Raw genomic sequence first — 18,265 nt, 5'->3', positions numbered from 1 at the left:
GTTGCTCAAGAAGACACTGTGAAAAACCGTGTATCCGGCGCACGAGGAGCCCGTCTGAATTTCGTAACGAAAGCGCTCACGGGCCGGGGGCGCCGCGCCCTGCGCTTCGAAGGAAAAAGACCATCGGCCGTTATGCGGCCAGCACCAGCAGATCGTTCTCGCAAACGCTGATCTCAACCTGCGAACCCACCGCGGGCGGCGGCGCGTCGGGTTGATTGAAGGTATCGAGCAAGACGGACTGGTCGGCGATCGTCACACGGATACGAATTACCGAACCCAGGAAATGCACGTCGGCGATACGGCCAGCAAGCACGACATCGCGACCTTGGCGCCGGCCCAGCGCAACCGTCTCGGGACGCAGCGCCAGACTGACCTTGTCGCAGCCGCCCTCGACCGCCCGGTTCAGCGTCACCGGCACATCGCCTATCCTGAGCCTGCCGGCACCGGCTTCCAGGACAGCCGCATCGAGCAGGCTGAGCGTACCGACAAACTGCGCCACAAAGCGCGTGGCGGGACGGTTGTAGATCTCGAACGGGGTTCCGATCTGATCCGCCACGCCTTCGTGCATCACCGCGACCCGATCCGACATGGAAAGCGCCTCTTCCTGGTCGTGCGTCACGAAGATGGTCGTGATGCCGAGTTCGCGCTGGATGCGGCGGATCTCTTCGCGCAGGCTGATGCGGATCTTCGCATCGAGCGCCGACAAGGGTTCGTCCAGCAGCAATACGCGCGGTGAAATGGCCAGCGCCCTGGCAAGCGCCACGCGCTGCTGCTGCCCGCCCGACAACTGGAAGGGATAGCGTTCGCCCAGCTTGGATAGGCCGATCAGTTCGAGCATCTGCCCGACGCGCGAGCGGATTTCGGTCTTGCTCTTGCCCTGTACGCGCAGGCCAAAACCGACGTTCTGCTCGACCGTCAGGTTCGGAAACAGCGCATAAGCCTGGAACACCATGCCGATGCGACGCTGGTTCGGGCGCATCGGCGTGACGTCCTGCCCGTCAATGCGGATGACCCCCGAGCTCGGCGCCTCGAACCCCGCGACCATACGCAGCACGGTCGTCTTGCCGCAGCCCGAAGGTCCGAGGAAAGAAACGAATTCGCCCTTTTCAATGGCAAGATTGAAGTCCTTGACGACATGGGTGCCGCCAAAGGTTTTTTCGAGATGCGCCAGTTCGAGAAAAGCCATGACTATCGCTTTGCTAAGGAGGATTTGGAAAAACGGGTGACCCGTTGCATCAGGCCCATGCAGGCCCAGGTGATCAGGAAAGCCACCACCGCCAGCGCCGAGGGTTCATAAGCCCGGTTGCCGCCCATCCAGACCATGTACGGTCCGAAGGTGTTCAGATTCAACAGGGCGGCAAAAACGTACTCGCCGATCACGATCGCGAAAGTGAGAAACGCGCCGGACAGGACGGAGACGAAGACGTTGGGCAGGATCACGGTCGCCAGGATCCTGCCCCATCCGGCTCCCAGGCTCTGCGCCGCCTCGGTCAGGCTTGCGATGTCGATGGCGCGCATGCCCGTGTCGATGGATCGGTACATGTACGGCAGCGCCAGCATTGCGTAGCCAAACAGCAGCAGGACGTTGGTGCCCAGCCAACTGCCGGTAAATGGCAGGACGGACGAGGTGTTGTAGATGCGTATGTAGCCGAACACGATGACGATGGGCGGGATCACCAGCGGCATGAGCGTGATGAACTCGATCACCGGACGCACCGCCGGAAATCGCAGCCGCACGATATACGCCGTGGGCACGACGATCAGCACGCCCAGCACGATGGTCAGCAGCGCCAGCGCGACGGAATAGCCGAAGGTCTGCTGGAACTGCGGATCGGACAGCACGACGCGGTAAGCCTCGAAACTGTATTTTCCGCGCTCCATCTTCAGGGAAAAGTCGAACATGCCGACAAGCGGCAGCAGGAAATACGCGGTTCCCAGCGCGACGGCAATCCAGGACCAGAGCCTTTTGCCCTTCATTTGACCCACCTTTCGGCGCGCATGCGCAGGCAGATGTAGATGCCGTTGGCGACGCCGGTCAGCGCAATCATGGCGAACGCGATGGCATAGCCCAGATGCGGATCGTTCAGCACATCGCCGCGGATCTGCGCGAAGAGCATGATCGGCGCGATGGAAAGCGAAGAACCGGTGAGCGCGATGGCGGTGGCGACCGCGCCGAAGGAATTGGCGAACAGCAAGGCCAGCGTACCCAGCAGCGATGGCCAGAGCACCGGCAGGGCGACCATGCGCCAGTATTGGATACCGCTCGCGCCCAGGCTCGCGGCCGCCTCGCTCCATTCCTGGCGCAGTCCTTCCAGGGCCGGCAGGATGATCAGCACCATGAGGGGAATCTGAAAATAAAGATAGGTAATGGCCAGGCCACTGAAGGAAATGAGATCAAAGCCGGTCGCGTAGAGATAGACGCCGAACCAGTCGCGCAGGAGCAGCGTGACAAAGCCCAGGCGCCCCAATGTAGCGATGAAGGCAAAGGCAAGGGGCACGCCGGCAAAATTTGCGGCCACGCCGCAAAACGTGATGATTGCGCTGCGCAGCCCGCCGGGCAGCCTGCCGAAGGTGAGCACGGCGGCGATCGTGAAGCCGAACAGGCAGCCGAGCACGGCCGTCAGCACGCTCAGCTGTATCGAGAGCCAGAATGCATCGCGTATCGAGGGCGTAAAGAGCTTGACCAGATTGCCCAGCGTCAGGTGACCGTCGACGTCGCGGAACGCGCCGACCACGATGTTCAAGGTCGGCAGGATCAGAAAGAGCAGCGCGAAGAGAAAAAACGGCGCGACCGCCAGCCAGTTGCCCACCTGCCGCGAACGCGCGGCGGGCAGGAAAATCGTAGAAGTGCGTGTCGCCATGCCTTTCCGGCTCCGATCACAGACACAAGGAGAACCGCCGCACCGCTCCCCCCTGGGGCTTGCACCCGCCAAGGGTGCTTGCGCCAGGGCGCGGCCCGGCTGAAAAAAGACTCCGCCGCGGCGGGCGGAGCCTGTCATGCGGTACGGCCGGGTTTACTTGACGTTGGCGCCGACAACCTTGTCCCAGCCGGCGACGATCACGTCCTTGTTGGCGCTTTGTTCCTCGATGGTCGGAAACACGGCATTTTTATAGTCTGCCGCGGGCGGCAGCCTGTCGAGCATGGCCTGCGAGAACTTGTGGGCCGCCGACATGGCGTTGAACCGCGCCGGGTGGCAATAGCCCTGCAGCCAGCCGATCTGCCCCTGGTCGGAATACAGGAACTCCTCCCAGAGCTTGGCCGCGTTCGGATGCGGCGCATAGGCGCTGATCGCCTGCACGTAGACGCCCGCCAGCGCGCCCGTTTTCGGCACGACCACATCCACCGGGGGATTGCCCTTCAGACCGTCGCGCCAGGCCAGCAGGTTGTAGTCCCAACCGATGATGATGGGGGTCTGGCCCTGGGCAAGCGTGCCGGCCTTGCCGATGACGGGCACGAAATTGCCGATCTTGTTGAGCTCGGCGAACATTTCCAACCCCTTCTTGCCCGCATCCGCGCCGGGCTTGCCACCCATCGACAGGCCGGCCGACATGACGCCGAGTATGGCCTCGGCCGCCGAGCGCGGATCGCCCGCCAGCGCGACCGAGTGGGAGTATTCCTTTTTCTTGAGGTCGGCCCAGCTGGTGGGATCGTCCTTGATGAGGTCCTTGTTCACGCCGAAGGCGATGGCCCCGTAGTAGTCGCCGTACCAGTAGCCGTCGGCATCCTTGACGTTGTTGCCGATTTCGTTCCAGGTCGAGACCTTGTAGGGCTGGAGCAGCCCCTCCTTCTTGGCAGCCGGCGCGAAGGCCAAGCCCACGTCGATGACGTCGGGCGCCTGCGGGCCCGTGTTGCCCTTGTTGGCCCGGATGGCCTGCAGTTCGTCGGCGCTGCCGGCGTCCGGATTCAGTTCGTTGACGGTGATTCCGGGATACTTGGCCTTGAAGGCGGTGATCAGATCGCCATAACCGCACCAGTCGTGCGGCAGGGCGATTACCGTCAGCGCGCCTTCTTTCTTGGCGGCGGCATAAAGATCGCCGAGCTTGTCGGCGTGGGCGACCGCCGGAAGTGCCGCCGCGGCGGCAATAGCGATGGCAATCTCGGAGACAACAATCTTGCAGCTTGCAGTTTTAACCAACTTTGTCATCGACTTCTCCTGAGAGCTAGCCGCCAGTCACCGACGGCTTGGGCAGTTTACGAGCATTAAGGGCCATGGAGCATAATCGTTCAAAATTACGGGGCGTTTACACCATACCGATACGGGAAATCCAGAATTTCCAGACACCCTCGACTTTGATTAAGCGCGAAAATTACATGCGGCCGGATCCTGGCAACGCATCGGCGCCCTCGGCAGGGAGGTGCCCTGCGCGCCGTCATCGATGGATTGCGCGCCGAACGCGGACCCGAAACCTGGAGATAGACATGCAAAGACCGGACAAAATCGGCGCGGCGAAAGCGCTGTCCTCGCTGACTGGCTGGACAGCCGTCGACGGGCGCGACGCCATAGCCAAGACCTTTCTCTTCAAAGACTTCAACGCCGCCTTCGGCTTCATGACGCGCGCGGCACTCGCAGCCGAGCGGATGGATCACCATCCCGAATGGTTCAATGTCTACAACCGGGTCGAAGTCGTGCTGTCCACGCACGACGCGGGCGGCGTGACCGAACTGGACGTACAGCTGGCGCGGCTCATGGACACGCTGCACGGCGCCTGAGGCTTGGCGAACGCGGCAACCTCGCCTGCCCCCCGCCCAGGCACCCCTGGCGCCCTACAGTTCACGCGGAATTTGCGATACAACGCAAGACTGGCGCGGCACGGGCCCATACAGGGAGTGCCCGGGTTCGTTCCGACCGGGCGAATCCCCGACAATGGAGACCCCCCGATGCTTTGTTCCGTTTTCCCCCTGTCATGGCGGCGGCTGCGCCGCCTTTCGCGCGACCTGCTTCGGGTTGCGCTGGCGTGCGCCGCGCTGCATGGACTGCCGGGTCAGCCCGCTCGCGCCGCGTCGCTGCCCGCGGTCCAGGGCCGGCATGCCATGGTGGTCTCGGCCCAGCGCCTGGCCTCGCAGGCCGGGGAAGACATCCTCAAGCGCGGCGGCAACGCCGTCGATGCCGCGGTCGCGATGGGTTATGCGCTGGCCGTGGTGGACCCTTGCTGCGGCAATCTGGGCGGCGGAGGGTTCATGACATTGCACCTGGCCGACGGCCGCAATGTGTTCCTGAATTTCCGTGAAACCGCCCCCGCGCGGGCGACGCCGGGCATGTATCTGGACGCCCGGGGCCAGATCGAGCCCCGCGCCAGCCTGGACGGCTGGCGCGCCGTGGCGGTCCCCGGCACCGTCCTGGGGCTGGATACCGCCCTGCGGGAATTCGGCACCTTGCCGCGCCGCGAGGTGATGGCGCCCGCTATCGCGCTGGCCAGCAAGGGTTTCGTGCTCACGCGCGACGACGCCGCCATTCTGGATCTGGACACGGCGCGCTTTCGCCGCAATCCGCAGGCGCGGCGCATTTTCCTGCATCCGGACGGCAGCCCGTTGCGGCCCGGCGAGCGTCTGATCCAGCGCGATCTGGCCGCCACGCTGAAAGCCATTGCGGATCACGGCGCCGGCGCCTTCTACCATGGCCCGATCGCCGCTGCGATCGGGCGCGCGTCACGCCAGTCCGGCGGCGTGTTGCGGACATCGGACCTGGCGCATTACCGGGTCACGCAATCGGCGCCCCTGTCCTGCCAGTACCGGGGCTATACCGTGCTGTCGGCGCCGCCGCCCAGTTCCGGCGGCGTGACGCTGTGCGAACTGCTGGGCGTGCTCTCGGGCTACGACCTGCATGCCATGGGTTTTGGTTCCGCCCAGTACGTCCACACGCTGGTCGAAGCCATGCGCCACGCCTACGAAGACCGCAATACCGAACTGGGCGACCCGGCCTTCGTCCACAACCCCATCGATCGCCTGCTCAGTCCCGCGCACGCGCAGGCCATCCGGGATCGGATCAAACCCGGCGTTGCCGGCGTGTCGCACTTGCCGGCCGCCGGCGCCGCAGCCGAGGAAAAACCGCAGACCACGCATTATTCGGTCGTCGATGCCCAGGGCAACGCGGTGGCCGTGACCTACACCCTGAATGGCCGTTTCGGCGCTGGCGTCATGGCGCCCGGCCACGGGTTCTTCCTGAACGACGAAATGGACGATTTCACCTCCAAACCCGGCGCGCCCAATCTCTTCGGGCTGGTACAGGGCAAGGCCAATGACATCGAGCCGGGCAAACGGCCTCTGTCGTCGATGGCGCCGACCCTCATCCTGCGCGACGGCAAAGTCAAGCTGGTGCTGGGTTCACCAGGCGGATCGCGCATCATCACCATCGTCCTGCAAGTCGCATTGAACCTGATCGACTTTGGCATGCAGCCCCAGGAAGCCGTGGATGCGCCGCGCATCCATCATCAGTGGCTGCCCGACGTCGTCGATTACGAACGGGGCGGCCTGTCTCCGGATACGCTGCGCCTACTCAAGGCAATGGGTTATGACATGAAGGCCGAGGCGCCCTGGGGCGCCGCGGAAATCATCCAGATCGGCGCCTTGCCCGGCCAGCGCGAGAGCGCGACGCAAGTGGGCAACGATTCCGTAGCCGATACCGGCGTGCAGGCAGGTCGGCGCTACGGCGCCAACGATCCGCGCCGGCCGGCGGGCGCGGCGATCGGGTATTGAATACAGTGACGGCGCAAATGCGCTGCATAAGCCGTTGGTCCGCCCTACACGATTCGAACGTGTGACCGCTCGCTTAGAAGGCGAGTGCTCTATCCAACTGAGCTAAGGGCGGCATGGATAAGCCATGTCCGCCTGTCAGGCGGATGGCGGCATTTTACCGTGGCCCGACAGACCGCGTTGACGCATGATTTCCTCGCGCTGCAGGTCGCTGACGAAGCTCTGGATGCGGATGCGCACGCTCCAGGGCATATCGACGAAGGAGCAGCCGATGCGGCGCGCCTTGGCCGTGCCATTGTAAGCGGGCTCTTCGCCGCTGGCATGGATCACGCTCAGGTTTACATCGAAGGCGCCCGCACGGGGGATGTCCAGCCGGGCCGCGTAGAGGCTGCCGTACTCGGCATCGAGCACGCGCGCCGGATCGGCCAGGGCCAGGCCCGTCACGCTCAGATCGCGCACGGCCAGCCGGCCGGCCGTGGGATGGATGGCGGCGTCCTTCTGCAGAATCGTGCAATTCACGTCCTTGTCCGGCGGGACGGCGGTACGAAAGGCATCGCGCCGCTGCATGTAGGTGACAGTCCTGGGCAGGCCGGCCTTGAGTGCGGGACGGCCGAAATAATCCGTCTTCTCCAGGCCTTCGATCTCGAACATGAGATAGACCTGGTCGCAGGAAGTCGAGACCACGTGCGGGCCGCGGTTAGCCAGTAGCTGCTCGGTCAGGCCGGAATCGGACAAACCGGCAAAGACAAGCATCTTGGCCTGCTGGACGACTTCCAGAAGCGTGGTGACGCCGTTGTCGGCCTGTCCGTTCAGCGAAATGATCGCCAGGGACTGCTCGTCGCGCACCGAGCGCAGCAAATGGACGATTTCCAGGTGCTTGCCGCTCGATTCAGGCTGGGCATCATGCGCGTCCGCGCCGGACGCTCCCCTGGCAAGCGCCACGGCGTGCAACTTACGCAGCCAGGACTTCAGCAAAATCGCCCTCCCGAATACGCCGCGGCCCAAGGGCGCGGCGCAGAGTGTTCACAATGCACGTAAAAAAATTCAAAAACATGGTAGCAGCACACCGAAAACTCCGACGGCGCGAATTCAAGCCAGGGTCCGCCGCAATTCGTAGACCACCGTATCCAGCCGGGTCAGACCGCGGGCGGCGAACGACGGTTCCTTGTCCAGAATGCCGCGCCGATCCAATACGCAGACCCCGGCCCAGGATGCATACAAAGTCCGGACTTCTTCTTCAAGAACTGCAAAGGGCGGACCGGCCATCTCCTGCTGGTCATACTCGAGCGTGAGAAGCAAGGCCCGGCACTCGGCAGGCAGTTGTCCGTAGACGTGGCGCGCATAGCGCTCGCGCATGGGCGTCGGCAGTGCAACCAGGGCCGCCCGATCATAGGCAGCCACGCATCCTGCGAAGTCGGCCTGGCCCAGCGCGAAGATGTCGCCACACAGGATCTGGATGTCGCCCGCGCTGTAAAGCGTGCCTGCCGGCACCGGGCGCATCTGAGGCACGAGCCGGTTTTCAGCGAAGAACTGCTCTACGGCCAGCGCAGACAGCTCCACGCCCAGGACCTGGTGACCCTGGCCGGCCAACCAGAGCATGTCCAGCGACTTGCCGCACAGGGGCACCAGCACCCGGCCCTTCCGGGCCAGGCCCAGGGCCGGCCAATACTTGGCCAGCAGGGGCGTGGTCTTTTTCATGTGGAACCCGGTCTGCCCCTGGCGCCAGCGCTCCAGCCAAAAATGCGAATCCATTCCTTTGCTCCTTTGCCTGCGTTCGCGGCCGGCCTGGCCGGCCGCGCTCGGGCAAGAATACTCGAAGCGATCTTCGGTTTCCTTTCAGCCTTCAATGTCATAATGCCCCGGCACCTCCTGCCGCAATCCGCCATGCCTTTGACATCCTCCCGCTTCGGCCCGCTCATCGTGCCGCTCATTGTTGCCTGCGCGCTGCTCATGGAGAATGTGGATTCGACCATCTTGGTCACCGCCATTCCCGTGCTGGCGCGCGACCTGGGGCACAACCCGATCACGCTCAAGCTAGCCGTCACCAGCTACGTCGTGGGTCTGGGCGTCTTCATCCCCATCTGCGGCTGGGTGGCCGACCGCTTCGGCGCGCGTACGGTCTTTCGCACCGCCATCGCAACCTTCGTCGTGGGATCGCTGTTGTGCGCGGCGGCCACCTCGCTGACCACGCTGGTGCTGGCCCGCTTCATCCAGGGCGTGGGCGGCGCGATGATGGTGCCCGTGGGCCGCATCCTGATGTTTCGCGCCGTACCCAAGTCGGAGTTCATCCGGGCCGTCACCTATCTGACCATCCCGGCCCAGGCCGGACCGGTGCTGGGGCCGCTCCTGGGAGGCTTCATCACCACCTATCTGAACTGGCGCCTGATGTTCTTCATCAACGTGCCCATCGGTATCCTGGGCATCTACCTCACCAACCGCTACATCGAGAACAGCCACGAAGATCACCCTGGCAAGCTGGACTGGACCGGCTTTGTCCTGACGGGCCTGGGCGCTTCGCTCTTCATGCTGGGCATGTCGACGATAGGCAGCGGCCTGATCCTGGAGAGCACGGCGGTGGGCCTGGTCCTGATCGGCGCGCTGCTCCTGGGCCTGTACTGGATCTACTCGCAGCGCGTGGAAAATCCGCTGCTGGACCTGAGCTTTCTGCGCATCCCCACCTTCAATTGCAGCGTGCTGGGCGGTTCGCTGTTTCGCATCGGCCTGGGCGCGCTGCCGTTTCTGCTGCCGCTGCTGCTGCAGGACGGACTGGGCATGACGGCCTTCGAAGGCGGCATCATCACCTGTTGTTCGGCCATCGGCAGTTTCTGCACCAAGACCGTCGCCATCAAGATCCTCAAGCGCTGGGGCTTTCGTAATGTGCTGATCGTCAACGCCGTACTGTGCGGCATGGCCGTGGCCCTGTGCGGCGTCCTGCACCCGGGCATGTCCTGGCTGACCATCTGGTTCATCGTGACCCTGGGTGGCATTTTCCCCGCGCTGCAGTTCACCAGCCTCAATTCCCTGGCCTATGCCGACATCGAGACCCGCGACGTCGGCCGCTCCACCAGCGTGGCCAGCGTCATCCAGCAGATGTCGCTGGGCCTGGGCGTGACCATCGCGGGCATGCTGCTGCATCTGTCGCAGTCGCTGAACGGCCACGCGCAGTTGGCCTGGACCGATTTCTGGCCCGCCTTCCTGATTGTGGGCATGTTCTCGGTTGCGTCGATCGCGATCACGCGGCGCATGCCGATCGACGGGGGCAGCAGCGTGGCCGGCGCCTCGGCCACGGCTGGCGGCCACTGACTTTCGCGTCACGCCGCCGCGGCGGTTTTCCATGCTTGAAATTTAAAGCTTCAAGCTTAAACTATGTAGCTCCAGGACAACTTCCGCCCAAGGACAACCATGAGCACATCCCGCGCGCCCCTGCATGGCCAGAAAGCCCTCATCACCGGCGGCAGCACCGGCATCGGGGCGGCGCTGTGCGATCTGCTCCTGGAGCTGGGCGCCCAGGTGGTGTCGCTGTCACGCTCGGATCGCGCCGGATTCAGCCACCCCAGGCTCACCCAGCGCGCCATTGACCTGAGCGATCCGGCCGCCGTCAAGGGCGCCGCCGCGCAGATCGCACGGGAAGGCGATTACGACATCCTGGTCAACAATGCCGGCCGCGTCATCCACAAACCGCTCGAAGAAGTCACCGACCAGGATTTCGACGATCTGATGAATCTGCACGTGCGCGCGGCCATCCTGCTGACCCAGGCCGTCGTGCCCGGCATGAAGCAGCGGCGCTATGGCCGCATCGTCAATCTGTCCACGCGCGCCATTGTCGGGCTGGCCGGACGCACTGTCTACTCGGCGTCCAAGGCCGCCATCGTGTCGATGGACCGGACCTGGTCGCTGGAACTCGCGCCCTACGGCATTACCGTCAATACCGTCTCGCCCGGTCCCATCGGCACGCCCATGCTCGATGCAGGCCTGCCCGTAGGCGACCCCAAGCGCGATGCCCTGGCCGCGTCGATCCCGCTCAAGCGGCTGGGCACCGCCGAAGATGTGGCGCGCGCCATCGCCTTTTTCCTGGAACCCGCCAACGAATGGATCACAGGCCAGAATCTGTTCGTCTGCGGCGGCTCCAGCGTCGCGGCGACGATCGCGCTCTGACCCAACGCCCCCAACCTCGAAGGCCCGACACCATGGCTATTACCTGGTTTTGCGTTTGGCAAGGCGCGGGCGCAAGCGCCGGCACCCGTGTCGACGAATACGACCTGAATGCGCTCAAGGCGCTGATCCGCGGCTGCCCGGGCCTGCTGGCGGGACACATCCTCACCCCGGCCCAGGCGCACGATCCGCATTACGCCGGCGAGCAGGAGCAGGCCCAGCCCGCGCTCATCCTGCAGCTCGATTTTGCCGACGTATTGGCGCTGGAAACGCTGCTGCACCCCGGCGCGCACCTGTCGGTGCTGGTCGAACCCAAGTTCCTGCCCAGCCTTAAGGGCGTGCCGGCCGCGCAGCAGGCGATGCTGGCGCGCCGCTATGCCGTCGCCGACGAACGTATCGCGCAGGGCGAGGACGGCAGCCTGAGTTATTGGGTGGAATATGCCGGCCCGGCCCAGGACGAAAACGCCTGGCACGTCTTCTATGTCGCCCACCACCCCTACCTGCTGGCGAAATTCCCGGGCATACGCGGCATCGACATCTACACGCCGGCGGTGGCCATTTGCGATCTGCCGCTGCCCGTGCGGCCCTGCATGCAGCGCAACAAGGTGATCTTCGATACGCCGCAAGCCATGACGGCGGCCATGCAGACGCCGGTGCGCGACGCCCTGCGCGCCGACTTCCATGAGTTTCCCGACTTCACGGGACATGCGCTGCATTTCCCGTTCAGGACCTGGACGCACCGGCCCTGAACCGCGGCGCCGGCCGGCAGGCCTCGCGGGACCCACGCCGCCTCGTCCGTCAGCGCACGATGGATCTGGCCAGGCGCGCCTCGACATGCCGCTGCACCGCCGCCATCCCGGTGCTCAGCAGCCAATAGATCGCGGCGGCGGTCAAATACAAAGGCAGCGGCTGGAAGGTCGCGGCGATCACTTCCTGAGCCGAGCGCAGCAGTTCGGTCACCGTGATCACCGAGACGAGCGAGGTGTCCTTGATCAGGCTGATCAGCGTGTTGCCCAGGCTGGGAACCGCGAGCCGCAGCGCCTGCGGGCAGATCACGTATCGCAATATCTGCAGATAGCCCAGGCCCAGGCTGCGAGCCGCGTCCCACTGGCCCTGGCTGATGCCCAGGATCGCGCCGCGCATGCTTTCCGACAGGTAGGCGCCGGCATTGGCGGTCAAGGCGAGTATGCCCGCCGATGTCGGGTCGAAGGTAATGCCGATGTCCGGCAGACCGTAATAGATGACGAAGATCTGCACCAGCAGCGGCGTACCGCGCATGAGGCTGACGTAGCCCTTTGCAGTGCGCCTGAGAGCGGCATTGTGGCTGATGCCCATGATGGCGACCACGACGCCGACGCATAAGCCCAAGACCGCCGATGCCAGCGCGAATTTCAGGGTAATCGCAGCGCCCTGCAGAAGTACGGGCAAGGACTGCCAGATGAGATCGAGATGCGCCATGTGCAATCCGAAAAAACCGCGCCGCGCCAGCCGTTGCTACGGCGGCGCGGCGCAAGGGGAGAACGAAGGATCAGTGTCCGATGGGATGGGTCACATCGGTGTTGAACCAATGCATCGAGATCTTCTTGAGCGTACCGTCCTGCTTCATCGCGGTCAGCGCGTCATTGATGGCCTTGGCGAACTTGGGGTTGCCCTTGCGAAAGGGGATGCCCATTTCCTGGTTGGCGCCTTGCAGGATCTCGCCCGGACGCAGCGGCAAGTGCGAGGTCTTGATGATGTAGGGCAGCATGAGCCTGTCGTCGATGGTGGCGTCGATGCGATGCGCCATCAGGTCGGCCAGCTTTTCAGGCGCGCCCGAATACGTCTGCACATTAATGCCCGGAACCGCCTTGGCCATCTGGTCGTAGTTCGTGCCCAGCGTCACACCCAGCTTGAGCTTGCCCTTGAACTGGCTCAGCGACTTGATGTCGCGCTTGTCGTCGGCGCGCTGGATCAGCTGAGCCGCCGAATACGTGTAAGGCTGGCTGAAATCCAGCGCCTGCTGCCGCTGCGGCGTGATGGTCACCTGGTTGATGATCACGTCGAACTTGCCGGCCTGCAGGCCGGCGATGATGCCGCTCCATTCCGTGGGGATGAACTGGGGTTTGACGCCCAGCTTGGCGCACAGGGCCTTGGCGACGTCAACGTCAAAGCCGACGAGTTCGCCCTTGCTGTTGCGCGAGTCGAACGGAGGGTACGTGCCTTCCAGGCCGATCTTGAGCACACCGGCCTGCTTGACCGAATCCAGCAGATCTTGCGCACGGGCCGCCGCGGCGGTCAGGCTCAGGGCGCAAATCGACAACATGCCTGCAAGCAGGATTTTCGAGAACTTCATGGCGCGTCTCCTCATTTGTTTTGATCGCCTCGTGTTGTACCCGATTCGTCGGGAGTCGATCAAGCGCTCGAGGGATCCGCAACGCCGGGCACGCACGCCGCAGGCATGCGGCCAGCCTTGGCGATGATGCCGCCCATGCGGTGCAACGCCTCGTTGATGCTCATCATCGCCCGCACCATGTTCTGCACCGCCTCCTTGCCGCGATCGACCACCACACGCGTGTCGCGCGCCAGTGTCGCGCCTTCGCCGGCCGGCGCGGCTGCGCTCTGCACAGTGCCGTTGACCTGATCCAGGGCCGCCGCAGCCTGCTCCAGGCTGCGGGCCTGCGATTGCGTGCGCGCGGACATATCCTGGTTGCCGACCGCGATGGCCTGAGTGCTTTGACGCAAATTCTCCACCTCGTCACGCACGTCGCGCACAGCCATATGCGCCAACAGCGCCCTCTGCGCCAGCACAAGCCCGATCCGGGCGAGTTTCCCCTTGCTAAGCGAGCGCAGGCTCGCCGCGCCGAAGAATCGACGCGGCGGATCGGAGAAAGAGCCGACTTTCCCGGTATGCCGGCGACGGATCGAATCGGCCTATTGCGTCAGCGCAAGCCGCTTGGCCGGAACCCGCGTGGGTTCCGATGGGTTGCCGCGGTGCTGGCGGCGCAACTGGACCGCATCGGCCTGTGCCAGGCTCACGTCCTGGGCACTCAGGTGGAACACGCGTATGGCGTCGTGCACCTGGTTCACCTGATCGTCCAGCGAGGAGGCCGACGCGGCCAGTTGCTCGACCATGGCCGCGTTTTGCTGGGTAATATCGTCGAGCTGCGTGACGGCCGCGTTGACCTGGGACACGCCAAGGGATTGTTCCTTGCAGGCCGTGTTGATCTGTTCGAGCAGACTCATGACGCGCTGGACCGACTCCATCACTTCGTTCATGCGCTGGCGCGCCTGCTCGGTACGCTGGTCGCCGACGGTCACCCACTGGGCGGACTCTTCGATCAGTGTCTTGATCTCCTTGGCCGCCTGGGTCGTGCGGTGCGCCAGGGCGCGCACCTCGCCGGCCACGACGGCAAAGCCCTTGCCCTGCTCGCCGGCGCGCGCGGCCTCGACCGCCGCGTTCAGGGCCAGGATATTGGTCTGGAACGCCACGCCTTCGATTACCTGAATGATGTCGCCGATGCGGTTGGAGGCCTGATTGATGCTCTTCATGGTATCGACGACGTTTTCGACGGCCTCATGGCTGCGCGTGACCACCATGCTGGTGTCGCGCGCCAGAGATGTTCCCTCCTCGGCGAGCGCCGCGGTGTTCTGCACCGTACCGTTGATCTGATCCATGGCGGCCGCGGTTTCCTCCAGACTGCTGGCTTGCGATTCGGTACGCGAGGACATGTCCTGGTTGCCCGCGGAGATTTCGCGCGTACCGCTGCGCAGGTTGATCACCTCGTCCTGCACATCGCGGACAGCGGTGCGTATGGATAGCGCCATTTGTGCCAGGGCAAGCTGGATTTGCGCGAATTGACCCTTGCCGCTGACCTCGATGGGATTGGACAGATCGCCGGCGGCCAGCTGATTGGTAATGCCGAGTATGTTGCGCAGTGGCCGCGCGACCATGCTGATCTGCACCATCGCCATGGCTAGCGCGGCAAGCAATCCGGTGACGGCACAGACCCACGCGGGAGACTGCATGAACACCAGCGCGACCGGAACCGCCGCCGCAGCCAGCGTGGTCAGAACGAATTTTCCGCGCAAACCCAGGGCCAGCATGCGTTTGAGACGGCCCCACGGTGTCTTGACGACCAACTCGCCGCGATGCAGAACATGCACGAGACGGCCGCGCTCGAGGTCGCGCCGCATCCTGGCGTACAGCTTTTCAGCCAGCTCGGTTTGCGCTTTCGGCGCATGGCTGCGCACGGAGAGATAGCCGACGATTTTCTCGCCGTCGCGCATGGGCGTGGCATTGGCCCGCACCCAGTAGTAGTCGCCGTTCTTGCGCCGGTTCTTGACCAGGGCGGTCCACGGACGTCCGGATTCGATCGTATCCCACATATCGCGGTATGCCTCGGCGGGCATGTCCGGGTGACGCACCAGATTGTGCGGCTGCCCCAGCAGCTCGTCCTGGGCGTACCCGCTGACGGTCGCGAAGTTGGAATTGCAATAGGTGATGCGGCCTTTTAGGTCCGTAATGGAGATCAGCGTCTGGTCAGCGGGAAAGACGTATTCGTTTTGCGTAACGGGAAGATTAATTCGCATGATGCTCTCAGGGGCAGAAAATGAAGTGCTTGAGCGAACGAGGCATCGCCTCGCTCATACTGGCGGCCTGTCCGGACAGGCGTTGAAAATCATGATGATCAGCTCTTCGCGGGCTTGGACGTAAGCCATGCTGCGCAGACCGTCATCCAGGGCATTGGCAAACAGCTGGTTCTTGGCCTGAACCGCACCGGAGTCCGAAATGGGCATAGACATGATCAAGTTTCGCATGTCGCAAAGCCGGGCGTCGTCCGTGGGCAGCGGCGGACAGGTGCCTTCCAGCAGCAGGTGCAGTTCCTCCTCCCAGGTCAGCAGGCACGCCAGCTTGACCATGGGGTTATCCGCGCGGACATTGTCGCTGCAAACGGGCAAGGGACTGCGCGATGAGGCCAGCCAGTCGGGCAAGGCATCGGCCGGCATCGGCCTGGCGACCACATAGCCTTGCACATAGTCCGTATCCAGCAGCGCAATCGCCCGAAGCATGCCTTCGTCTTCGACACCCTCGACAACGACCTTTTTGCCCAGGTTGTGGCCCAACCGGGTCAGTTGATAGACAAAGCGAAGCGCATTGAACGCGTCCTGCCTGACCTGATGGATGAGACTGCGGTCGATTTTGACGATCTGGAAAGGAATTTCCCGCAAACGCGAGAGACTGCTGTAGCCGGACCCCAGGTCGTCCTCGGCAAGCATCACCCCAAGGTTCAGGTAGTGGCCAAGCGCTTCGATCAAGTCGACGTTCGGCGCGAGCTCTTCGGTCTCGAGCACTTCCAGGGTGAGCGCAGCCGGCGGGCAGGCGTGGGTTTTCAAGGCCTCGCGCGTCGCTTGGACGTATCTGGCATCGGTCAGCCCGGCTGCCGGCAAATTGACGGCAATGTCCAGTTCCAAACCTTGCGCACGCCATTGGACGCGCTGCCTCAAGGCCTGATTCAGGCCACGCACATACAGATGGAAGAAGTCTTCCATCGACAGTGCGGGAAAAAATTGCGCGGGGGTGAGCAACCGGCTCCCGTCGCGCAGCCGTGCCAGCGCTTCGACTTTGGTGGTGCGGTTCGTTTTCAGTTCGACGATGGGCTGATAGTGCATTTCGAGGCCGGTATCCTCCAGCAGGGCATGCCAGCGGCGCCTTACGAAGTAGGGAACGGTGTGCGTCACGCCGCTCCAGCTCTCCAGCCGGTTGATGCCGAAGACCAGCAAAGACTGCACCTGAACCAGGAACGCCTTCTGTTCGCGCGAAGAAAATCCGCCCGGAAACTTTGCATACAGGGCAAGCAGGGCTATGGGATCGCGGTCCTGGGAGATGACCAGCGGAAGCGTGACGCTCGAACGGATCGCCGTGCCTCGGATCAAGGGGGCCCAATGCGCCACCGACGCGTCCGTCGCGTAATTCAGGCAGCGTTCGATCTGCCTGGTATGCCAGGCCCTGTGGGTCGGCCCCGGCTTGGTCGGATCCTCGCCCGCCCACAGCCAGGTCTTTTGCTGTGCCTGGACGCTTTCGAAAACATCATGAACCGCATTGCCGGCCAGCGCTTCGAGCATGAGCAGGCCACTATCGTCCGGACGCATGAGGACGCACCCCAGGATGCCCTCGCTCAGCGCCAGGACATCGGTCGCCTGGGTGATGAGATCGAGATAACTCCTGGCATTCCATGAAAGCGCGTTGATCTCTTGCAAGATACGCTGATGGGACTGCTGAAGATCCTGCACGGCGTGCAATTGCCACGCAAGCTCCTTCAGGAGCCGGCGGTAAAGTATCGAAAGCGCCCGTGAGTGCCATGACGCATCGACATAATCGAGGATGATGCTCTGCAGCGTTTCATGGCTATCGGCAAGTATGGCCCGGTCCAGGCCGGTCATGGCATGCATGCGTCCCAGCCTCAGGGCAGTGGCCTCATGCTCTCGCTCCGTCAGAACCGGGGAGCAAAGCATCAGGATATTGTCTTTTTGCTTGCCCTTCAGGTGTGAGAGTTCGTCCTGAGACAGGCTGTTGATGATGTCCTGGGCGCCAGGCATCTGACTGAGCCGGCCGTAAAAGTCGTCGACGATGGCGTCCATGTGTGGCCGCAGGGTCGCGGTCAGTGATGCCAGGCTGCGGGAGACGCTGCCGCCATACAGCGCAGACCGCTTCGAGGCGGGTTCGCGCCCTGCGGCATTCGGTTCGATGTTCGTAAGAACCTGGCCCGTGCCTTCATCCAGACCCTGGCTGGAATCGCTGCCCTGTAAGCCGGGCTGGCCGTCTCCCGCGTTCTGGGCATGGCGCATTGCGGCTTGCGCATGCGCGAGCAGCGCCTGGATATCGGCCCCGTTTTGGGGATAAGTGGCCACGCCCAGGCGCGCGCGCACCGCGCCACCCGGAATGTTCTGGCCCATGCCCGAGAACGGTTCGTTCAGCATGTGCGCAATACGCGCCGCGATCGCCGTAATGTGCCGGGGGTCCTCATGGCGCACAAGGGCCACGAACACGCGATCGCCGGCGCGCCCTAGAAAATCCATATCGCGGAAGGAATTTTTCAGACACCCGACGACTTGCTGGATCGCCACATCGCTCAAGGGGTCGGTCAACGTTATCCCGACCGATGAGAGTCCGTCCAGACCGATCAGCAGCAAAGAAAGATGCGTAGCGGCACGCTGGAACTCGGCCAGAAGCCTTTGCCCCTCCCGCAGGACCATTGCCCGGTTGGGCAAATCGGTGAGCGCGTCATAGGCGGCCGGCGCTTGTGCAGAACCGGGTAGCGCATTGTCGATGTTTTTTTGATCTTTCATTCGACTCTCGCTATAGGACTTGATCGAGTCATGGGCCACAAGCCATACACCCTGTACTACAGAGTCCGCAGATCGAGCTTATTGACCGCACACGTA

General features: G+C 63.7%; 16 protein-coding genes and 1 tRNA gene. 5 read left to right on the top strand and 12 right to left on the bottom strand.

From position 1 onward, the window contains the following. Nucleotides 1-130 precede the first annotated feature (130 nt). The 4 genes from H143_RS0111480 to H143_RS0111465 form a co-directional block, all read right to left on the bottom strand. On the bottom strand, nucleotides 131-1,186 hold the full coding sequence (locus H143_RS0111480) for an ABC transporter ATP-binding protein (protein WP_019938391.1): 1,056 nt from the start codon (nucleotides 1,184-1,186) through the stop codon (nucleotides 131-133). 2 nt (nucleotides 1,187-1,188) lie between these two features. Next, nucleotides 1,189-1,977: an iron ABC transporter permease gene (locus H143_RS0111475; RefSeq protein WP_019938390.1), complete on the bottom strand. Its 789-nt coding sequence runs from the start codon at nucleotides 1,975-1,977 to the stop codon at nucleotides 1,189-1,191. Next, a complete protein-coding gene (locus tag H143_RS0111470; protein ID WP_019938389.1) occupies nucleotides 1,974-2,861 on the bottom strand; it encodes an ABC transporter permease subunit in 888 nt (295 codons plus the stop codon). The genes H143_RS0111475 and H143_RS0111470 overlap by 4 nt, the downstream gene beginning before the upstream one ends. A gap of 153 nt (nucleotides 2,862-3,014) precedes the next feature. Next, on the bottom strand, nucleotides 3,015-4,145 hold the full coding sequence (locus H143_RS0111465) for an ABC transporter substrate-binding protein (protein ID WP_019938388.1): 1,131 nt from the start codon (nucleotides 4,143-4,145) through the stop codon (nucleotides 3,015-3,017). 275 nt (nucleotides 4,146-4,420) lie between these two features. Between H143_RS0111465 and H143_RS0111460 the strand changes: the two genes are divergently transcribed. Together H143_RS0111460 and ggt are read left to right on the top strand one after the other, a co-directional pair. Next, nucleotides 4,421-4,711: a 4a-hydroxytetrahydrobiopterin dehydratase gene (locus H143_RS0111460; protein ID WP_019938387.1), complete on the top strand. Its 291-nt coding sequence runs from the start codon at nucleotides 4,421-4,423 to the stop codon at nucleotides 4,709-4,711. Between the two features lie 204 nt (nucleotides 4,712-4,915). Next, nucleotides 4,916-6,694, top strand: a complete 1,779-nt coding sequence (gene ggt, locus H143_RS0111455; RefSeq protein ID WP_369751167.1) for a gamma-glutamyltransferase — start codon at nucleotides 4,916-4,918, stop codon at nucleotides 6,692-6,694. A gap of 35 nt (nucleotides 6,695-6,729) precedes the next feature. Here ggt and H143_RS0111450 read toward each other — a convergent pair. The 3 genes from H143_RS0111450 to H143_RS0111440 all read right to left on the bottom strand — a co-directional run bounded on the left by H143_RS0111450 (nucleotide 6,730) and on the right by H143_RS0111440 (nucleotide 8,443). Continuing rightward, nucleotides 6,730-6,806, bottom strand: a tRNA-Arg gene (locus tag H143_RS0111450). A gap of 23 nt (nucleotides 6,807-6,829) precedes the next feature. After that, nucleotides 6,830-7,666 (bottom strand): flagellar brake protein, encoded by an 837-nt coding sequence (locus H143_RS0111445; RefSeq protein WP_196801299.1) that lies wholly within the window; start codon nucleotides 7,664-7,666, stop codon nucleotides 6,830-6,832. Between the two features lie 114 nt (nucleotides 7,667-7,780). Then, a complete protein-coding gene (locus H143_RS0111440; RefSeq protein WP_019938384.1) occupies nucleotides 7,781-8,443 on the bottom strand; it encodes a thiopurine S-methyltransferase in 663 nt (220 codons plus the stop codon). Nucleotides 8,444-8,575: 132 nt separating this feature from the next. On the opposite strand from H143_RS0111440, the gene H143_RS0111435 reads away from it, so the two are divergent. The 3 genes from H143_RS0111435 to H143_RS20500 all read left to right on the top strand — a co-directional run bounded on the left by H143_RS0111435 (nucleotide 8,576) and on the right by H143_RS20500 (nucleotide 11,592). Beyond that, nucleotides 8,576-9,994 (top strand): MFS transporter, encoded by a 1,419-nt coding sequence (locus H143_RS0111435; RefSeq protein ID WP_026349956.1) that lies wholly within the window; start codon nucleotides 8,576-8,578, stop codon nucleotides 9,992-9,994. Between the two features lie 99 nt (nucleotides 9,995-10,093). Further along, entirely contained in the window at nucleotides 10,094-10,846 is a 753-nt protein-coding gene (locus H143_RS0111430; RefSeq protein ID WP_019938382.1) for an SDR family NAD(P)-dependent oxidoreductase, read from the top strand. 32 nt (nucleotides 10,847-10,878) lie between these two features. Further along, nucleotides 10,879-11,592, top strand: coding sequence for a hypothetical protein (locus H143_RS20500; protein ID WP_019938381.1), 714 nt, complete (start codon nucleotides 10,879-10,881; stop codon nucleotides 11,590-11,592). 49 nt (nucleotides 11,593-11,641) lie between these two features. On the opposite strand, the gene H143_RS0111420 is transcribed toward H143_RS20500, so the two are convergent. The 5 genes from H143_RS0111420 to H143_RS20490 all read right to left on the bottom strand — a co-directional run bounded on the left by H143_RS0111420 (nucleotide 11,642) and on the right by H143_RS20490 (nucleotide 18,169). Then, on the bottom strand, nucleotides 11,642-12,301 hold the full coding sequence (locus H143_RS0111420) for an amino acid ABC transporter permease (protein WP_019938380.1): 660 nt from the start codon (nucleotides 12,299-12,301) through the stop codon (nucleotides 11,642-11,644). 70 nt (nucleotides 12,302-12,371) lie between these two features. Continuing rightward, on the bottom strand, nucleotides 12,372-13,175 hold the full coding sequence (locus H143_RS0111415; RefSeq protein WP_019938379.1) for a transporter substrate-binding domain-containing protein: 804 nt from the start codon (nucleotides 13,173-13,175) through the stop codon (nucleotides 12,372-12,374). A 59-nt stretch (nucleotides 13,176-13,234) separates the two neighbouring features. After that, on the bottom strand, nucleotides 13,235-13,630 hold the full coding sequence (locus H143_RS0111410) for a hypothetical protein (RefSeq protein ID WP_019938378.1): 396 nt from the start codon (nucleotides 13,628-13,630) through the stop codon (nucleotides 13,235-13,237). A 123-nt stretch (nucleotides 13,631-13,753) separates the two neighbouring features. Then, a complete protein-coding gene (locus H143_RS20495; protein WP_019938377.1) occupies nucleotides 13,754-15,412 on the bottom strand; it encodes a PAS domain-containing methyl-accepting chemotaxis protein in 1,659 nt (552 codons plus the stop codon). 54 nt (nucleotides 15,413-15,466) lie between these two features. Next, nucleotides 15,467-18,169: an EAL domain-containing protein gene (locus H143_RS20490; protein WP_019938376.1), complete on the bottom strand. Its 2,703-nt coding sequence runs from the start codon at nucleotides 18,167-18,169 to the stop codon at nucleotides 15,467-15,469. Nucleotides 18,170-18,265: the final 96 nt, after the last annotated feature.

The organism is Bordetella sp. FB-8 (genome assembly GCF_000382185.1).
Lineage (GTDB): Bacteria > Pseudomonadota > Gammaproteobacteria > Burkholderiales > Burkholderiaceae_B > Bordetella.
The sequence above is the reverse complement of the archived record's forward strand: the minus strand, read 5'-3'. Positions and strand labels throughout refer to the sequence as shown.

Excerpts from the sequence above, each read along its gene's own strand:
- H143_RS0111480 (WP_019938391.1), bottom strand. The coding sequence starts at position 1,186 with ATGGCTTTTCTCGAACTGGCGCATCTCGAAAAAACCTTTGGCGGCACC.
- H143_RS0111475 (WP_019938390.1), bottom strand. The coding sequence starts at position 1,977 with ATGAAGGGCAAAAGGCTCTGGTCCTGGATTGCCGTCGCGCTGGGAACC.
- H143_RS0111470 (WP_019938389.1), bottom strand. The coding sequence starts at position 2,861 with ATGGCGACACGCACTTCTACGATTTTCCTGCCCGCCGCGCGTTCGCGG.
- H143_RS0111465 (WP_019938388.1), bottom strand. The coding sequence starts at position 4,145 with ATGACAAAGTTGGTTAAAACTGCAAGCTGCAAGATTGTTGTCTCCGAG.
- H143_RS0111460 (WP_019938387.1), top strand. The coding sequence starts at position 4,421 with ATGCAAAGACCGGACAAAATCGGCGCGGCGAAAGCGCTGTCCTCGCTG.
- H143_RS0111440 (WP_019938384.1), bottom strand. The coding sequence starts at position 8,443 with ATGGATTCGCATTTTTGGCTGGAGCGCTGGCGCCAGGGGCAGACCGGG.
- H143_RS0111435 (WP_026349956.1), top strand. The coding sequence starts at position 8,576 with ATGCCTTTGACATCCTCCCGCTTCGGCCCGCTCATCGTGCCGCTCATT.
- H143_RS0111430 (WP_019938382.1), top strand. The coding sequence starts at position 10,094 with ATGAGCACATCCCGCGCGCCCCTGCATGGCCAGAAAGCCCTCATCACC.
- H143_RS20500 (WP_019938381.1), top strand. The coding sequence starts at position 10,879 with ATGGCTATTACCTGGTTTTGCGTTTGGCAAGGCGCGGGCGCAAGCGCC.
- H143_RS0111420 (WP_019938380.1), bottom strand. The coding sequence starts at position 12,301 with ATGGCGCATCTCGATCTCATCTGGCAGTCCTTGCCCGTACTTCTGCAG.
- H143_RS0111415 (WP_019938379.1), bottom strand. The coding sequence starts at position 13,175 with ATGAAGTTCTCGAAAATCCTGCTTGCAGGCATGTTGTCGATTTGCGCC.
- H143_RS20495 (WP_019938377.1), bottom strand. The coding sequence starts at position 15,412 with ATGCGAATTAATCTTCCCGTTACGCAAAACGAATACGTCTTTCCCGCT.
- H143_RS20490 (WP_019938376.1), bottom strand. The coding sequence starts at position 18,169 with ATGAAAGATCAAAAAAACATCGACAATGCGCTACCCGGTTCTGCACAA.